Origin of the sequence: Streptococcus loxodontisalivarius (assembly GCF_016908645.1) — a bacterium.
GTDB lineage: Bacteria > Bacillota > Bacilli > Lactobacillales > Streptococcaceae > Streptococcus > Streptococcus loxodontisalivarius.
On the sequence record NZ_JAFBEH010000004.1, the window covers coordinates 1 to 16,573 of the forward strand.

Annotated in this window: 18 protein-coding genes and 2 pseudogenes; 16 read left to right on the forward strand and 4 right to left on the reverse strand. The window is 40.0% G+C overall.

All coding sequences use genetic code 11. From position 1 onward, the window contains the following. The 4 genes and pseudogenes from JOC28_RS01555 to recX form a co-directional block, all read right to left on the reverse strand. Positions 1–241, reverse strand: a 241-nt coding sequence (locus JOC28_RS01555) for a transposase family protein (RefSeq protein WP_205008891.1), incomplete at its 3' end; no start/stop codon positions are given. Positions 242–370: 129 nt separating this feature from the next. Then, a pseudogene (locus JOC28_RS01560) lies at positions 371–1,528 on the reverse strand (ISL3 family transposase); the annotation flags it as partial. 169 nt (positions 1,529–1,697) lie between these two features. After that, positions 1,698–2,231, reverse strand: a complete 534-nt coding sequence (ntdP, locus tag JOC28_RS01565; protein ID WP_205008892.1) for a nucleoside tri-diphosphate phosphatase — start codon at positions 2,229–2,231, stop codon at positions 1,698–1,700. Positions 2,232–2,314: 83 nt separating this feature from the next. After that, positions 2,315–3,091 carry a recombination regulator RecX gene (gene recX, locus JOC28_RS01570; protein ID WP_205008893.1) on the reverse strand — a complete coding sequence of 259 codons (777 nt, stop codon included), beginning with the start codon at positions 3,089–3,091 and terminating at the stop codon, positions 2,315–2,317. A gap of 65 nt (positions 3,092–3,156) precedes the next feature. On the opposite strand from recX, the gene JOC28_RS01575 reads away from it, so the two are divergent. From JOC28_RS01575 to JOC28_RS01650, 16 genes and pseudogenes are all read left to right on the forward strand, one after another. Beyond that, positions 3,157–4,098, forward strand: a complete 942-nt coding sequence (locus JOC28_RS01575; RefSeq protein ID WP_205008894.1) for a helix-hairpin-helix domain-containing protein — start codon at positions 3,157–3,159, stop codon at positions 4,096–4,098. Beyond that, complete coding sequence (gene rlmD / locus JOC28_RS01580; RefSeq protein WP_205008895.1) at positions 4,098–5,456, forward strand: 23S rRNA (uracil(1939)-C(5))-methyltransferase RlmD; 1,359 nt, start codon at positions 4,098–4,100, stop codon at positions 5,454–5,456. Before JOC28_RS01575 ends, rlmD begins: the two co-directional genes overlap by 1 nt. 204 nt (positions 5,457–5,660) lie before the next feature. After that, positions 5,661–5,834 (forward strand): hypothetical protein, encoded by a 174-nt coding sequence (locus JOC28_RS01585; protein ID WP_205008896.1) that lies wholly within the window; start codon positions 5,661–5,663, stop codon positions 5,832–5,834. Continuing rightward, positions 5,831–6,643 (forward strand): replication initiator protein A, encoded by an 813-nt coding sequence (locus tag JOC28_RS01590; protein ID WP_205008897.1) that lies wholly within the window; start codon positions 5,831–5,833, stop codon positions 6,641–6,643. Before JOC28_RS01585 ends, JOC28_RS01590 begins: the two co-directional genes overlap by 4 nt. 153 nt (positions 6,644–6,796) lie before the next feature. Continuing rightward, positions 6,797–8,167 carry a DNA (cytosine-5-)-methyltransferase gene (gene dcm, locus JOC28_RS01595; RefSeq protein WP_205008898.1) on the forward strand — a complete coding sequence of 457 codons (1,371 nt, stop codon included), beginning with the start codon at positions 6,797–6,799 and terminating at the stop codon, positions 8,165–8,167. Continuing rightward, positions 8,148–8,594 carry a hypothetical protein gene (locus tag JOC28_RS01600; RefSeq protein WP_205008899.1) on the forward strand — a complete coding sequence of 149 codons (447 nt, stop codon included), beginning with the start codon at positions 8,148–8,150 and terminating at the stop codon, positions 8,592–8,594. The genes dcm and JOC28_RS01600 overlap by 20 nt, the downstream gene beginning before the upstream one ends. Next, positions 8,575–8,955 (forward strand): thioredoxin domain-containing protein, encoded by a 381-nt coding sequence (locus JOC28_RS01605; RefSeq protein ID WP_205008900.1) that lies wholly within the window; start codon positions 8,575–8,577, stop codon positions 8,953–8,955. The genes JOC28_RS01600 and JOC28_RS01605 overlap by 20 nt, the downstream gene beginning before the upstream one ends. A gap of 9 nt (positions 8,956–8,964) precedes the next feature. Beyond that, a complete protein-coding gene (locus JOC28_RS01610; protein WP_205008901.1) occupies positions 8,965–9,201 on the forward strand; it encodes a transcriptional regulator in 237 nt (78 codons plus the stop codon). Further along, positions 9,201–9,791: a CPBP family intramembrane glutamic endopeptidase gene (locus JOC28_RS01615; RefSeq protein ID WP_205008902.1), complete on the forward strand. Its 591-nt coding sequence runs from the start codon at positions 9,201–9,203 to the stop codon at positions 9,789–9,791. Before JOC28_RS01610 ends, JOC28_RS01615 begins: the two co-directional genes overlap by 1 nt. Before the next feature lie 264 nt (positions 9,792–10,055). Continuing rightward, a complete protein-coding gene (locus tag JOC28_RS01620; RefSeq protein WP_205008903.1) occupies positions 10,056–10,358 on the forward strand; it encodes a hypothetical protein in 303 nt (100 codons plus the stop codon). Continuing rightward, positions 10,348–10,836, forward strand: coding sequence for a hypothetical protein (locus JOC28_RS01625; RefSeq protein WP_205008904.1), 489 nt, complete (start codon positions 10,348–10,350; stop codon positions 10,834–10,836). The genes JOC28_RS01620 and JOC28_RS01625 overlap by 11 nt, the downstream gene beginning before the upstream one ends. Then, a complete protein-coding gene (locus JOC28_RS01630) occupies positions 10,833–12,716 on the forward strand; it encodes a VirD4-like conjugal transfer protein, CD1115 family (protein WP_205008905.1) in 1,884 nt (627 codons plus the stop codon). Before JOC28_RS01625 ends, JOC28_RS01630 begins: the two co-directional genes overlap by 4 nt. A 26-nt stretch (positions 12,717–12,742) precedes the next feature. Next, positions 12,743–12,979 (forward strand): hypothetical protein, encoded by a 237-nt coding sequence (locus tag JOC28_RS01635; protein ID WP_205008906.1) that lies wholly within the window; start codon positions 12,743–12,745, stop codon positions 12,977–12,979. A gap of 18 nt (positions 12,980–12,997) precedes the next feature. Next, the gene (locus tag JOC28_RS01640) at positions 12,998–13,852 is read left to right on the forward strand and encodes a VirB6/TrbL-like conjugal transfer protein, CD1112 family (RefSeq protein ID WP_205008907.1); all 855 of its coding nucleotides are present in this window, start codon (positions 12,998–13,000) and stop codon (positions 13,850–13,852) included. Positions 13,853–13,923: 71 nt separating this feature from the next. Beyond that, positions 13,924–14,274 carry a PrgI family protein gene (locus JOC28_RS01645; RefSeq protein WP_205008908.1) on the forward strand — a complete coding sequence of 117 codons (351 nt, stop codon included), beginning with the start codon at positions 13,924–13,926 and terminating at the stop codon, positions 14,272–14,274. Positions 14,275–14,293: 19 nt separating this feature from the next. Next, positions 14,294–16,573, forward strand: a pseudogene (locus JOC28_RS01650) (VirB4-like conjugal transfer ATPase, CD1110 family); the annotation flags it as partial.

Consider the following 16,573-nt stretch of genomic DNA (forward strand, 5'->3'; position numbering starts at 1 on the left):
AACGGCGCTTTTTGAGACGGATAAGGATCTTGTAGCCCACCATTTCGAGGTAAGGAATCTTGCATGGCTTCTGGAAATCGTACTTAGCCATGTCAGCTTGGCAGCTAGGACATTGCGGCGCATCATAATCTAATTTGGCGTGATATTCTCTGTGAGTTGGAAATTTGTCAAAATCTTTTTCAAAAGTGATGTTAGGGTCTTTAATATCGAGCGAGTCTTTGATATAATCTACTTGTTCCATATGAATCTTTCTAATGTTATAGTTTAGCGCTTTTCATTATAAGTCATGTGGGACTTTTTTTCTACATTCAAAAAGCCCTACAATCTCCTTGGTGGATTTACCCACTACAGAAATTATAGAGCCTAATAACTAAGCACGAGAGAGAATCAAAATGGTTCTCTCTTTTGTTGCGTTCAAAGCGAGAAGAATCCGTTTTTTGAAATTTTCAAAGTTTCGAAATCCAAAAGCATTACGCTTAATCACTTTGATGAGGTTATTTGTTGCTTCAAGTTTAGCATTAGAATAAGGCAGTTCCAATGCGTTGATGATCTTCTTTTTATCCTTGATGAAAGTCTTGAAAACGGTCTGAAATAGCGGATCGACAGTCTTTTTGTTTTCTTGAATGAGGTCAAAAAAGGTTTGAGAATTCTTTTCTTGAAAATGGAAAAGAAGAAGCTGATAAAGTTCGTAATGTTTCTTTAGCGCATCAGAGTAGCTTAAAAGGCGCTGCACAATCTCCTTATTGGTCAAGTGCATGCGGAAAGTAGGACGATAAAATCGCTTGCTAGAAAGCTTACGGCTATCCTGCTGTATAAGCTTCCAGTAGCGCTTCAAAGCCTTGTATTCGTGAGATTTACGGTCAAATTGGTTCATGATTTGGACACGTAATTTATTCATAGCACGAGATAAATTCTGAACAATATGGAAGCGGTCAAGAACAATTTTGGCTTTAGGAAATAAGCTCTTAGCGAGCTCATAGTAAGGGCTGAACATGTCCATGGTAATGACTTTAACACGACTGCGAACCTTGTGAGAATAGCGTAGGAAATGGTTTCTGCGTCCGTCGAGGATAGCAATAATCTTGTTAGAATCGTAATCCTGAGCGATAAAGCTCATCTTGCCCTTCTTGAAGGCATACTCATCCCATGACATTGTCTCAGGTAAGCGACTTAGATCAGTCTTACTTTCAAAACGATTCAGCTGACGATAGACAGTCGAAACAGAGACTGCAAGGTCACTAGCAATGTTGGACATAGCTTCACGGCTCATGAGTTTCTTCGTGATTTTGAGATTGACAATATTGGGAATTTGATGGTTCTCTCGAACAAGTGAAGTCTTAGCGACAGCCATTTTCCCGCAAGCCTTACACTTGAAACGACGCTTTTTAAGGTGGATGAGAACCTTGTAGCCAACCATTTCGAGGTAAGGAATCTTGCAGGGCTTCTGAAAGTCATACTTAGCCATGACACCTTGGCAATTTGGACATTGCGGAGCATCATAATCTAATTTGGCATAAAAGACTTTGTGATTGGTTGCTTTTCATTATAAGTCATGTGGGACTTTTTTTATACTCAAAAAGCCCTACAATCTCCATGGTGGATTTACCCACTATAGAAATTATAGAGCCCTTTTTATTTGAAAGGAATATAAAAAGCCCTATCTACTCATTCTAGACTGGGCTTTTAGTTTGACAACTTTATCTTCTTTTTAATTCAAGATATCGTTTATACCAGATGTTAACATACGATTGTGAAAATGGTCCTTTACCATTGTTAATCCAATCAACCAGGATTTTGACATTTTCTTTTAGGATAAAGTCAATTTCTGGTGAATATGACATTTGAAGTTTGTGTAGTTCATATTCATCAACGTCTAGTAATTTTTTTTCGCCATCTGCAAAGACTTTGACATCAAGGTCATAGTCTATATACTTTAGCGCTTCCTGATCCATGACGTAGGGGCTTGCAAGGTTGCAGTAGTAAGAGACTCCATTGTCTCTAATCATGGCAATAATATTGAACCAATATTTTTTGTGAAAATACACAATTGCTGGTTCTCTTGTGACCCAACGTCTGCCGTCGTGTTCTGTTACTAGTGTGTGATCGTTAACTCCGATAACCGCATTTTCAGTTGTCTTTAATACCATAGTATCACGCCATGTACGGTGTAAACTACCATCATGTTTATAACTTTGAATTGTAATAAAGTCGCCTTCCTTTGGTAATTTCATTTGGTTACCAACTTTCTACAATAAAGGTTATCGTAGTTATTTTATCACAATTTTCAGAAAAAAACATTACTTTTCCTAAGCTTTTAGAAATATTCTCTCAAGTTTGCTTTGATTTCCGAATAGTCAAAGCCTTTACGCATAAGGGCTTGTGTCATTCTTTGTTTTAAGTCGTAGCCGTCATATTTTTTCTGATACTTTCGATAAACTTTGTCAATTTCCTTGAGAAGTAGGTCCTCTTCAAGCTCTTCATCTTTTTCAATATCAAGTTGGTTTAGGTAGCCTTGAATATCAGTATAATGAAATCCCTTGTTTTGTAGTGATTGAGCAACTTTATCTTTTAGGGCTCTAGCTGGGAGTTTATGGCTATATTTTTTGAGAAGCTTTTTAGCTTGCTTTTCTAGTAAGTTTTCAAAATCATTATCTCCTAGAACTTGAGTGATGATTTCTTTTGAAATCCCTTTTTCTAGTAATTTTTGTGATAGGACATGGGGACCTTTGTCTCCAGTAGAGAGATTTTGATTGATAAAGGACTCAGCGTATTTTTGATCGTCAAGCCACTTATCTTCTCTCAGATTATCTAGTACCTTGTAGATGATTCTTGCTTCAATTTCATGCTGAAAGAGATAGTCTTTGACTTCTTTCTCCGTTCTTTGTTTAAAGGAAATATAGTAGAGTGCTAGGTTTTTCCCGTGAGAATATTGGGCAAAATTTTTAATCTCTTCTAAGGTTTTATCATCTAGGGTCATCCCTTTTGAAAGGAAATAACGGACGATAGTATCCTCTGTTACGTAAAGTTTTTCGGTCTCATCTATTTCTAGAAGATAGAGTCTTTTTTTCTTTTCGATTTTGGTGATTTTCATAGTTTTTATTATATCAAAAATGGTAGAATAGAGGTATTGAACTATCATTAAAGGGAGTGATTAGTATGACTGATGAGAATAAGGTGATTGACCTAAATCATTATCGCCATGAGAAGTTTCTTGAAGAGGATTTTTTAGAGTCTCTTTTGGATATGACAGATGAAGAGTTAGATGACTATTATGATGATTTGGCTTTTGGTCAAGAACATTATGATCAGGAGGCATCTGCTGAGATAGATGAGCTCTATCCTGTCTATCGTGCTCTTACTTCAGGTGATGAGGAAGATAAGGCAAACTTTTGCTATTGGCATGAAGATAGTCAGCTTGATTATTTTAAGAACAAGTTTGCCTTGGGACTTTTTTGTAAGCAAAATGGTCTTTACATACAAGCGCTCAGCCATTTTCAAGAACTGCTAGAGCTTGATAAAGCCGACCAAGTCGGTGCCTATTATGAAGTCATGGCTGTGCTGATTTTGTTGCACCGTTATGATGAGGTTGAGGCCATGGTTGCTGACAAGGAAGTTTTGGATGAACAGGAATTGGTCTTGCTCTTTGTGGCAAGTCTCTTGGCAGATGATATTCCTTCCTGCCGAACTTATGTTAGTCAACTACTAGAGGTAAATCCTTATTTTACGGCATTTTTAGATGAGGATACCTTCCCACTGCCTCAAATTATGGAGGCTGTGAATTTAGAAATGGTATCATCTAGAAGCTTAGATAGTCTTTATTTCTCTTTTTCCCGTGTTTTACCAATTTTATTGACAGCTTATGGTTTTGTTCACTCTTATCTGATCAATCATTTTAATGAGATTGCTTTGGAAGAGGAAGTCATGTTAGAAGAGTTGGACTTTGTGACTGACAAGATGAGACGAGAACTTAGTTACTGTGGGATCTTTAGATTGCAAGACTTTGCGGACTGGACAGAGGAAGAGATACTAGCTATACCAGGTATCGGTAAGGTCAAATTGACTAAATTGAAAGAAGCGGGAGCTATTTTTAAAAAATAATGAATTTACAAGTCAAACAGAGGATTCCTCTGAAAATTAAACGTATGGGTATAAACGGTGAAGGGATTGGTTTTTATAAGAAAACGCTGGTCTTTGTGCCGGGTGCGCTTAAGGGTGAGGATGTCTTTTGTCAGGTGACGTCTGTTAAGCGAAATTTTGTAGAGGCAAGGCTTCTCAAAATCAATAAGTCGTCTAAGTTTCGTGTGGCTCCAGACTGTGCTATCTATGAGGAGTGTGGTGGCTGTCAGCTCATGGACCTACGCTATGATAAGCAGCTGGATCACAAGGATGATATCATCAGACAGGCACTCAAAAAGTTTAAGCCAGAGGGCTATGAAGATTATGAGATTCGTCATACTTTGGGTATGGAAAAGCCTCAGCACTACCGTGCCAAGCTGCAGTTTCAGACACGCTCTTTTGGTGGAAGTGTTAAAGCAGGACTCTATGCAGAAGGTTCCCATCGTTTAGTTGCTATCGAGGACTGCTATGTACAGGATCAGCTGACGCAAAAAATCATTAACAAAGTCACACATCTCTTGGATAAATACAAGATTCCTATCTACAATGAACGCAAGATTGCTGGTATGAGGACTGTTATGATTCGTAAGGGACAGTCTAGCAATCAGGTACAGTTGATTTTTGTGACCAGTCGTGAGCTTGCTCTGACTAAGCTTATCAAGGAGCTGACTGCGACATTTCCTGAGATTAAGACTATCGCTCTTAATCTTAATACTAGTAAAACCAGTGACATCTATGGTGACAAGACTGAAATTCTCTGGGGACAGGATAGTATAGAGGAGTCTGTGCTTGATTATAGCTTTGCTTTGTCACCGAGAGCCTTTTATCAGCTCAATCCTGAACAGACTCAGGTGCTTTATAATCAGGCTCGTAAGGCTCTGGATGTTGGTGTGGATGATCATATCATCGATGCCTATTGCGGTGTGGGGACTATTGGATTTGCTTTTGCTGCTAAGGTAAAAAGCGTGCGCGGTATGGATATTATTCCAGAGGCTATCGAGGATGCTAAGAAAAACAGCGCAGCTATGGGCTTTGCCAACACCTACTACGAGGCAGGAAAGGCAGAAGACATCATCCCTAAGTGGTATGAAGAAGGCTATCGTGCCGACGGCTTAATCGTGGATCCACCAAGAACAGGCTTGGATGACAAGTTACTAGCGACCGTTCTCAAATACAAGCCAGAAAAAATGGTCTATGTTTCCTGTAATACATCGACCTTGGCACGTGATTTGGTTAAATTAGCCAAGGTCTATAATGTAGAGTATATACAGTCAGTTGATATGTTTCCGCATACAGCAAGGACGGAGGCAGTAGTGAAACTACAAAAGAAGGAATGCTGAAAATCCTTGATTTCATGCAGTTTTTTAAGCACTTTGTATTTGTTCCAGATGGTCAAGGAGGACTAAAAAAAGTCCAAAAAAAAGAGATAGAAGTTAGCGTTTTTATCTCGCCTGTCTGTGGAAGACACAAAGATTAGATATATCAAAGTTTACGAGAACATTTTAATAAGTGTTCTCGCTTTTTTATTTTCAGGAGGAAAAATTATGGAACATGAAGGAATGTCATCACGACAGCTTGTGATGAATCATCTTATGACGATTATGGGCATTGAAACCATTGAGGCGAGTCTGCTAGTAGCTGACTTGGAAAAGGAAGGTTTGCTTCAATTTGATGATTTTGGAAATGTTAGTTTATTAGTATTGGAGGGACAATCATGAAACGTATTACGGCTAGTCAATTTCAAACATCTGAGCGTTATTATAAGCTCCCTAAACTCTTATTTGAGAGTGATCGGTATAAGGATATGAAGTTGGAGGTTAAGGTAGCTTATGCTGTCCTAAAAGACCGTTTGGAGCTATCTCTGAGTAGAGGTTGGATTGATGAAGATGGCGCAATTTATTTAGTATATTCCAATTCCAAACTAATGGCTCTGCTAGGCTGCTCTAAGTCAAAATTGCTGACGATAAAGAAAACCTTACGAGAGTTTGGCTTGATTGATGAAGTTCAACAGTCTTCCAGTAAAAAAGGACGCTTGGCCAATAAGATATATTTGGGAGAGTTGGAACATGAGATACCCCCAGTCTCAAATTCAGACGGGGGAGGTGTTCAAAAAAGACTAGGGGAGTCTGAAAATCAGACGGGGCCGGTCTTAAATTCAGCCCCTAGTGAAACTGAATATAGTGAGACTGAATATAGTGAAACTAAAGGGAGGCATTTTTCTTCAGAGGAGGATGAGGAGATAAAAGCTCCTCAATCTCAAGAGAAACTAATGGCTCGTAAAGTTGAAAAAGTTAGTCCTTATGATCAGGACTACATTTGGGATCTGGTCTATGAGCGCTTGCGAAAAGACATGTCGCAATCAAATGCTGATATAGCAATGATGAGCTTTGAAGAGCGTTATAGCTATGCTCTTGAACACATGACCTACGCTAAGTCAGCTGAGAAGATTGCGGAATATGTCTTTAATGGCATTCTTGCCGAGTGGAATCAAAAGATTCGAAAGCTACATCTGAAAGGAGGTGATTGAGATGTGGTGGTTATTTCTAGCTATTATTCTAGTATCGCTGATAATCTTTTTTATTGAGTTAAAGCGTGCGCCCCAAATGGATGATCATATTTAACAAATGGTTTTACCCTCAGTGAGTGAAGCCATTTGTTCTTGCCCAAAAAGGAGGAAATAATGTATTTTATGGATTTATTTGCAGGTATTGGTGGCTTTCGGATGGGAATGGAAGCTGCTGGACATACCTGTTTAGCTTATTGTGAGATTGATAAGTTTGCGAGACAGTCTTACCAAGCCATGTACAACCTGAAAGGAGAAATGGAATACCATGACATTAAACAAATTACAGACCAAGAATTTAAACAATTCAGAGGCAAGGTGGACGTCATCTGTGGCGGATTCCCTTGTCAAGCATTTTCACTCGCCGGCAGACGATTGGGATTTGAAGATACTAGAGGAACTCTTTTCTTCGAAATTGCTCGAGCGGCCAAACAAATCAAACCACGTTTTCTCTTTCTTGAGAATGTCAAGGGCTTACTCAGTCACGACAAGGGCAGGACGTTTAGAACAATCCTCGCCACGCTGGATGAGTTGGGGTATGATGTCGAATGGCAAGTCCTTAACAGTAAAGATTTCGGCCTACCTCAAAACAGGGAAAGGGTCTTCCTTATCGGACATTCTAGAGCCTATCGTCCCAAGTTCCTTTTTCCTCTCAGAAGAGAAAGCTATGCAGCTAATTCTCAAAGACTAAAGTCCTTAGGCAATATTAACCCATCAGGTAATGGTATGAATGGAGAGGTCTATCTTTCAACAGGCTTATCACCTACCTTAACGAGAGGAAAAGGGGAGGGACCAAAGATTGCTATCCCAGTTCTAACACCTAATCGACCTCATAAGAGACAAAATGGGAGACGTTTTAAGGAAAATCAAGACCCCATGTTTACCCTAACTAGCCAAGATAGGCATGGGGTGCTTGTGGCAGGAACTATTCCATCCAGTTTTGAACAAACTGGACGTGTTTATGATATAGCTGGGCTATCGCCTACCTTAACTACAATGCAAGGTGGCGATAAAATTCCTAAAGTTCTGCTCAAAAAAGAGATGCCCCATCTCAAAATAAAAGAGGCTACGAAACAAGGCTTTCAAAAGGCTTATGTAGGAGATGCCATCAATTTGTCTTACCCAAATTCAGACAGCAGAAGAGGACGAGTTGGAAAAGGGCTTTCACATACCCTGACCACATCAGGTCAAGTAGGAGTGGTCGTGGCAGCCTTGGAGGAGCGTCAAGGAAAATGGTATCAGGTGGCCGGGCTTTTAGTTGGCGATAAACTCTATCGCTTAAAGATTAGACGCTTAACACCTAGAGAATGCTTCCGACTTCAGGGCTTTCCTGACTGGGCTTATGAGAAAGCTGAGAGTGTTTCCAGTAAGAGCCAATTATATAAACAAGCTGGTAATAGTGTTAGTGTGACGGTTATTGAAGTCATTGCGAGGGCATTAAAAGAAATCGAAGAAAAGGAGACAGAAAATGACACCACTCAATTGTAAAAGTATCTTAGATTGCGATGAACTAGAGACAAGGATTCATCAAGCAGAAATGGAGAAAATTTCTCTGACCCTATTGGACTTGCCGAACTATGACTGTGATATTACGGTAACCTTTGAAGACGACTACCATAAAAAGGTCAATTTCCCCTTATTTTATGAGTCAAATCTTCATCGTGCCCTTGATTTTGTGGAAAATCAAGATATTAAAAATGGTGTTGATGCCTTTGTGACAACAGATAAGGAACTTGCCTTTTTAGCCTATGGTCAACACTATACGGTAAATGGCGAAGATGACATTTTAAAGAGTCTGATTACCATCAAATCTTGGAATGAATCCCACTTACCAATTGATATGGCTCGTGTTTTTGGCGTTTCAAAGGAGACGGAAAAGGAAAAAGGTGTTGAACATGTTACAGATTTATCTTAGTCATAAAGTCGCTCAAAACCAAGCCCTCCTTGAGCAGCTAGATGCCTATGGTGTTTCCTATCAGGCACACGGTGTTGAAGAGATTGGTCAAGCAGAAGTGTTGTCACTTTTTGAAGTGACAAGTGATTGTTTTGAAATATTAAGCCCATCCTATCTCACTTACAAACGCCGTGACACGCTAAGTCTGATGGCTTTGATTACCCTTGTAGCCCAACAGCCTTCAAAAAGTTTGCGTCTTCCCTTAATTGTCTATCGTAACCACGTTTATCCTGCTGTTAAGCCTGATGACCTACGAACCTTTATCCCAAGGTCTGTTAAGGTACATCTTTACTGGAAACAGCTTGGCTTGTCAAAAAGCTAGGAGGAGAATATGGGAGAACGTTTTTGGGATAACTTAACCCTAATTTTGATTGAAAAAGAGATGACCTTGGTGGCCTTGTGCAGACGACTATTTCAAGGACAATATGTCTATCCTAGTGAGTTTAAGCGTCTTTACCAAACGGTTAGGCACTACAAGTCTGAAAAGCGAATCCCCCAGTCTCAGTGGGTGGAACAGATTGTCTGTATTCTAGACTTAGATTATGAAGATTTGTTTAGGAGATTGTGATGTTACGGCTTTTTCTTTTTTACCTCTTGCCTTTTCTAAATAACTATCTCTTACTGGCTTACCTTCAAGGAATGATTGGAAAAGAAATCCTAGTTACCTTGCAAGTTCTTTTTCTTTTGAATCTTGCTTGTGAAATCTATCGTTTTAGTAGGGGGAGAGACCTCTTTACGAGCTGTTGGAAGAAACGGTTGCTTTTCTTAGCTCTTGGACTATTAGCCATGTTCCTCTTGTCTTTAGTAATGACAGGCTTAACCAGTGGTACCAGTCATAATCAGTCAAATCTTCTTTTTCTTCAAGATCTTATTCCTTGGTATGCTTTTCTCTTGTTTCTGATACTGGCGTCAACGATTGAAGAATGCCTCTATAGACAACTGATTTGGGAAAGACTTAACGGAAGGTGGGGAAGACTTCTTGTGACAAGTTTCTTCTTTGCTTTTGCGCATGAAGTGTCTCTCTCACTTTCTTTTTTACTCTATTTTGGTCTAGGTCTTATCCTTGGCTTTATGCGACAAGAAACTGACCTACTAGGAGCGATTAGCCTCCATATCACTTGGAACCTCCTTTTATATTTTCTTTTGTTACTGATGTGATAAAAGTTTCAAGAAGTCTTTCGTAGAATAGGCTTATGTTCTTTGACAATTTCATCCCCTCCAGTTTTGATTAGCGTGCCTGTGTAAGGAGAAACTGAGAGTTAATTTCCCCTTGACAAAAGGGCAGCGGCACAAAACAGATGGGAGGACGTGTCTCAAAGAACGCATAGGAAACTGTGTCAAACGTCAGGTTTGGACTAACCCAAAGGAGTTTGTCGTTACCAGACTAAAACGATGCGAAAACAAAACAAAGGAGTCCTGCATATGAAAACGGTACGCTTATGTGACCTCAAACGAATGGGCCAACAAGGAGGCTATACTATCAAACTAAAACGCCATTTTCCCATTCATCTGGGAATCGGAAAGTTAAAAAGAGACGGTATTGAATTTGAACGCCTAGTTTTCTTTGATGGAAAGCCACGAAGGGTTACCATCAAGGAACCCTATTCTCATGAATTGCTTTATGCCATAGCTTCCATTAAGTGTCAAAAGGTAGAAGTAGCTTATCGAAGAAGTCAAGGCAACTTGCTTGTCCTAACAGGGAAAGGGTATCACCATGTCCTCTGAACAACAAGAACGCCTTGCTATCCAATACGCAGAAAGAGCGGCTCTCTTTACCCTTAGAAGTTTCATTAAATTACTAGAATGGTCAGTCAAATATGGTCTTGCTCAAGATAGTGCTTATAAAATCGGAGTTCAAAAACTTGAAGAGCTCTTACAGAGTCCTTATGCTATTGAACAGATCAATCTAAGTCAAGACCTGCAAGATAAACCCATTGATATAGAGAAACTACAAGAAGAACTCACAAAAGAAGGGTTCCCGATTGCAGTTGCTTGGCAAGGAGATAGCCTCTACTTTTACAGTAAGGATAAGTCTCTCTTGGATAAGCATCTGGAAGGTCTTTTGAAGCATTTTATGGAACAACCTGATAAGTTAAAAGAGCTGTCACTGGATAAGTCACTCGACCAAGAAATTCAAGAGGCTAAAGAGCAGGTTAAGGTCAAAGACAATCTTTCTGTCAAAGAAAGGGAGATGGTGCTATGACAACACGAGCTAGAAAAATTGCTTTAGTAACCCTATTTGGCTTAGCTTTTGGCTATTTCTGCCATCGTCTGACCCTGCTCTATGATGACTCTAGTGGCTTAGCCCTAGAGCGCCTAACAAAAGTCCTTGATGGCATAGCTCTAACCTTAGAAAAAGAGCCTATCAATGTGAACTTTACCAAGTGGTCATTCCTAGCTTTTTTCCTAGGTTTTCTTACCACTGTCTTAGGTTTTCTTTACCTCTCAACAGGTCAGAAGATTTATAGAGAAGGCGCTGAATATGGGTCAGCTCGATTTGGCAATCAAGCTGAGAAAAAAGCCTTTAAAAGTAAAGATGCTAGCCAAGATATTTTGTTAGCTCAAGGCATTGGCTTAACCCTAACGGAACCCAAACCTCCACAATATGACCGTAATAAGAACTTAGTTGTCATAGGAGGTTCTGGTTCAGGAAAGACCTTTAGGTATGTGAAACCGAACCTGATTCAAATGAACTGTTCTAATATCGTGGTGGATCCCAAAGACCATCTAGCAGAGAAAACAGGAAAACTCTTCTTAGAGAATGGCTATCAGGTAAAGGTTTTAGACCTTGTGAACATGACCAATTCAGATGGCTTCAATCCTTTTCGTTATGTGGAGACTGAGAATGATTTGAATCGCCTGCTAACTGTTTATTTTAATAATACCAAAGGAAATGGTTCACGGAGCGATCCCTTTTGGGATGAGGCATCCATGACGCTTGTAAGGGCTATTGCCTCTTATTTGGTTGATTTCTACCAGCCACCTTTAACCAGAGCAGGGTTATTAGCGGATAGTCGCTTGACGAGAGAAGAGAGGGAGAAAAAAGAGAAGGCAAGACAAGATGAAAAGGACAGTCGGAGAAGACGAGGGCGTTACCCGTCATTCTCTGACATCTCTAAACTAATAAAACTCCTTTCTAAAGATGATCATGAGGATAAGAGTGTCCTTGACATCTTGTTTGAGAATTACCAAAAGACCTATGGTTCAGATAACTTTACCATGCGAAATTGGGCAGACTTTCAAAATTATAAAGATAAGACCTTGGATTCGGTAATTGCCGTAACCACAGCCAAGTTTGCCCTCTTTAATATCCAATCTGTTATGGATTTGACAAAACGTGATAGTTTGGATATTCGCTCTTGGGGACAAGAAAAAACAATGGTTTATTTGGTTCTACCAGACAATGATTCGACCTTTCGCTTTTTATCTGCCCTCTTTTTTTCAACGGTTCTTGCCACCTTGACAAGACAGGCAGACCTTGACTATAAGGGAAAGTTACCCATTCATGTTCGTCTAACTATGGACGAATTTGCCAATATCGGTGAGATTCCAGACTTTGCGGAGGCGACCTCAACCGTGCGCTCACGTAACATTAGCCTAGTGCCCATTCTTCAAAATATTGCCCAACTTCAAGGGCTTTATAAGGAAAAAGAGGCTTGGAAAACCATTCTCGGTAACTGTGATAGTCTCTTGTATCTAGGTGGGAATGATGAAGAAACCTTCAAGTTCATGAGTGGACTTTTAGGCAAACAAACCATAGATGTCAGAAACACCAGTCGTTCCTTTGGACAAACAGGGTCTGGCTCGCTCTCCCATCAAAAAATTGCAAGGGACCTCATGACACCAGATGAAGTAGCGACCATGAAACGAGATGAATGTCTTGTAAGGATTGCCAATATACCTGTTTTCAAGGCTAAGAAGTACCTCCCAACCAAACACAAGAATTGGTCACTTCTTGCAGATAAGGATACAGATAGTCGGTGGTGGGATTACAAGATCGATCCTTTGGGTCAAGGAGAGCCTCCTTTTGAGGTGTCAGACTATCAGTGCCGTGATTTAACACAGGATCCACGTTTTGTTTAACAGTAATTAGAAATCGAGGACTTTTCATGAAACTCACTTCATTTGTTTATGGCGTTGATGCCAGTTCAATGTTTTCTCAAGCCATGTCTTTGCTTCAAAAAGGCATGATTGCAGTCGGAGCTTTTCTAGTGGTTATGGGAATCATCAACCTAGCGACCAATATCAAAGATGGTGGACCAGGTGTCCGTAATGCCATTATGGAAATTGTCGGTGGAGTAATGGTGGGTGCCGCAGGAGCTTTTATCACACAGATTACAATTTAGAAAGGGGCGTGAGCGCAAATGCTTTTCTCTTATGTCCCTTCATTTGTTTTTCTTGCGACCGAAAAAGTTTCAAGCGATAACCTTTTTGAAGGATTTTCACTTGATTTAAAGGCGACAAGTGATTTGGTTAAGAGTTTGTCTGACTATAATCCGACGGTTTGGGCTTATATGTCAACTGTGACCAAAAGTGTCATGCAACCCTTGGGTGTCGCTATATTAGCTGTTATTTTGATACTGGAATTTTCTAAAATGGCTAAAAAGATTGCCAACTCTGGTGGGGCTATGACACTTGAAGCAATTGCGCCAATCATTGTCTCTTATATTATGGTTGCGGTTGCCATTACGAACACCAGTGTTATTGTTGAGGCTATCTTAGGCCTGTCATCTTATGCCATTGAGCAGATTGCGACCATTGTCAGTCAAGGAGGGACAAGCTATGATACCTTATCGGCTGTTAAAGGGTCTGGAATCGTAGGTAAGATGATTGTTGGTTTTGTAGCTATTCTCATTTGGTTGGTTCGCATGGTTAGTGCAGCTTTGGTCAATCTGTTAATTTCGATTCGCTTTATCCAACTTTATTTAATGATTCCTTTTGCCCCTCTAACCATTCCAACCTTTCTTAGCGATGATTGGCGAAGTGTTGGGATTGGTTATCTCAAAAATATCATGGTTTATGGACTACAAGGTATCTTGATATTCTTAATCATTTCCCTTGTCCCTCTCTTTGAATCGGCGGCTAAGATTGCCGTCTCAAATGGTTCAGGAACCATGAATGCCCTTGCAGTGATGTTCGGTGGTTTGGTTCAAGCCATCTTACTTATCATTGCTCTTGTAGGGTCACAACGAACAGCACGAAGCATTCTTGGAATGTAAGTGCCTATTGAACTAAATTTGGAGAGATGGAGACCTTGTGTCCCCTCTCTCTTTTTCATTAAGGAGAAGAAATGAATACCCGTGTTTTTAAAGATATTTCAAAATACCAACATAGGGCTTGGTTAGGCTTTACCACAAGACAAGTCATCTTTGTCTTACCTGCTATTGCCATCACCCTATTGATTCTTGGTTTAAACCTTGTCTACTGGCAGTTTGGCGATTGGTTTGTTTATGGTTTTGTCTTTTGCTTTACCATTCCCTTAATGTTATTTGGGGTCTATCGCCCTAACGACCTGCCTTTTGAAACCTATCTCAGCTACCGTCTTCATTTTGAATTGACAAAGCCCCTAAGAACCCTAACAGGAAAGGAAGAAAAAAATGACCTTCAGAAAAAAACGATTAACGAAATTGAAAGCCTCTAAGGAGGCACAAGCCCTTAGGCAAGAACTCCTACCAAGTGCTGCCAATACCCTATCCTACCAAGCTATTTTTGAAAATGGCCTCATGCAGGTGGCACCAAACTATTTTTCTCAATCCTATCTCTTAGGAGATGTCAACTACCAGACAGTTGGTTTAGATGATAAAGGAGCCATGATTGAAACCTATTCTGATTTAATCAATTCCCTAGATGATCAAACAAACTTCCAACTGACTATTTTTAATCAAAGGGTTAACCTAGATAAATTCAGACAAAGTGTCCTCTATGCGTCTCAAGAGGATGCCTATAATCCTTATCGTGAGGAACTAAACCAAACCCTGAATCAGAATCTAGATGCCGGAGAGAATAATTTCTCAACACAGAAAATCATTACCTTTGGAAAGAGAGAACAATCTGCTAAATTAGGTTATCGTGCCTTATCTCAAGTTGGGGAATTTTTCAAGAGTGGTTTTTCAGAAATAGATGCCTCTTTTGAGGCTTTAACAGGGCAAGACCGAGTCAATGGTCTTGCGGATATGCTTAGAGGAGAAAACCATTTACCCTTTACTTACAAGAGCTTAACCCTCTCAGGTCTTAGCACGAGACATTTCATTGCCCCTACTAGCCTTCAGTTTAAAAACAAGCATTACATCGAAATAGATGACCGTTACCTACAAATTCTCTATGTTCGTGATTATGGGATTGAATTAGGAGATAAATTTATCCGTGACCTCATACAATCTGACTTAGAGTGTCTTTTAAGTCTCCATGCCAAAGGCTCTTCTAAGTCTGAAGCGATGAAGAAGTTACGCACCAAGAAAACCTTGATGGAATCACAAAAAATTGGGGAACAACAGAAAATGGCAAGAACTGGAATCTATTTGGATAAGGTTAGTCATGTGCTTGAGTCTAATATTGACGAGGCAGAAGAACTCCTCAAAACCATGACACAAACTGGAGATAAGCTCTTTGACACCGTCTTTATTATTGGCTTATTTACAGATAGCCTAGAAGAGCTTTCTGAGGCGGTTGGGACTGTCAAACAGATTGCAGGAGCCCATGATTTGAGTGTGGACGGTCTCCCTTACATGCAAGAGGCTGCCTTTAATAGCCTGTTGCCCCTTGGCTATAATTTCCTTGACGGTCTCTCACGTAGCCTCTTAACAAGTAACATCGCTGTCAACTCCCCTTGGACTTCGGTTGACTTGCAAGATAGTGGTGGGAAGTATTATGGTATCAATCAGATTTCATCAAATATTATTACCATTGACCGTCAGAAACTAAACACTCCGTCTGGACTCATCTTAGGAACATCAGGCTCTGGTAAAGGAATGGCAACCAAACATGAAATCATTACGACTAAGTTAAAAGAGGGAAATGAGGGGACAGAAATTATCATTGTTGACCCTGAAGCAGAGTATGGTGTGATTGGACAAGCTTTTGGCGGTGTTCAAATTGATATAGCCCCAGACTCGACAACCTATCTAAATGTTTTGGACCTCTCAGATGATACCCAAGATGAAGATCCTATCAAAATGAAGTCAGAATTTTTATTGTCATGGTTAGGAAAACTCCTTGACCGTAAAATAGATGGTCGTGAAAAATCAATTATTGACCGTGTAACACGCTTAACCTATAAGCATTTCGAGACACCTTCACTTGAGGAATGGGTTTTTGTACTCTCTCAACAACCTGAAATAGAGGCAAAAGACCTAGCACTTGACATGGAGTTGTATGTGGAAGGTTCCCTGAACATCTTTGCCCATAAAACGACCGTCAAAGCAGAGAATAACTTCCTCATTTATAATGTCAAAAAACTTGGAGAGGAATTAAAACCGATTGCTCTGATGGTTGTTTTTGACCAAATTTGGAATCGTGTGGTTAAGAATCAGAAACTAGGTAAGAAGACGTGGATTTATTTTGACGAAATGCAGCTCCTTCTTTTAGACAAGTATGCGTCTGATTTCTTCTTTAAGCTTTGGAGTCGTGTTCGTAAGTATGGTGCTATTCCAACTGGAATTACCCAGAATGTCGAAACCCTCTTGTTAGATGCCAATGGCAGACGCATTATTGCCAATAGTGAATTTATGATTTTGCTTAAACAGGCAAAAAATGACCGAGAAGAATTAGTTAGAATGCTTGGTCTCTCAAACGAGTTGGAAAAATACCTCGTCAATCCTGAAAAGGGTGCAGGCTTAATCAAGGCAGGGTCAACGGTTGTTCCCTTTAAGAATAAAATCCCAAGTCATACCCAACTCTTTGACATCATGAGTACAGATCCTGACAAGATGACAAGGAGTTAA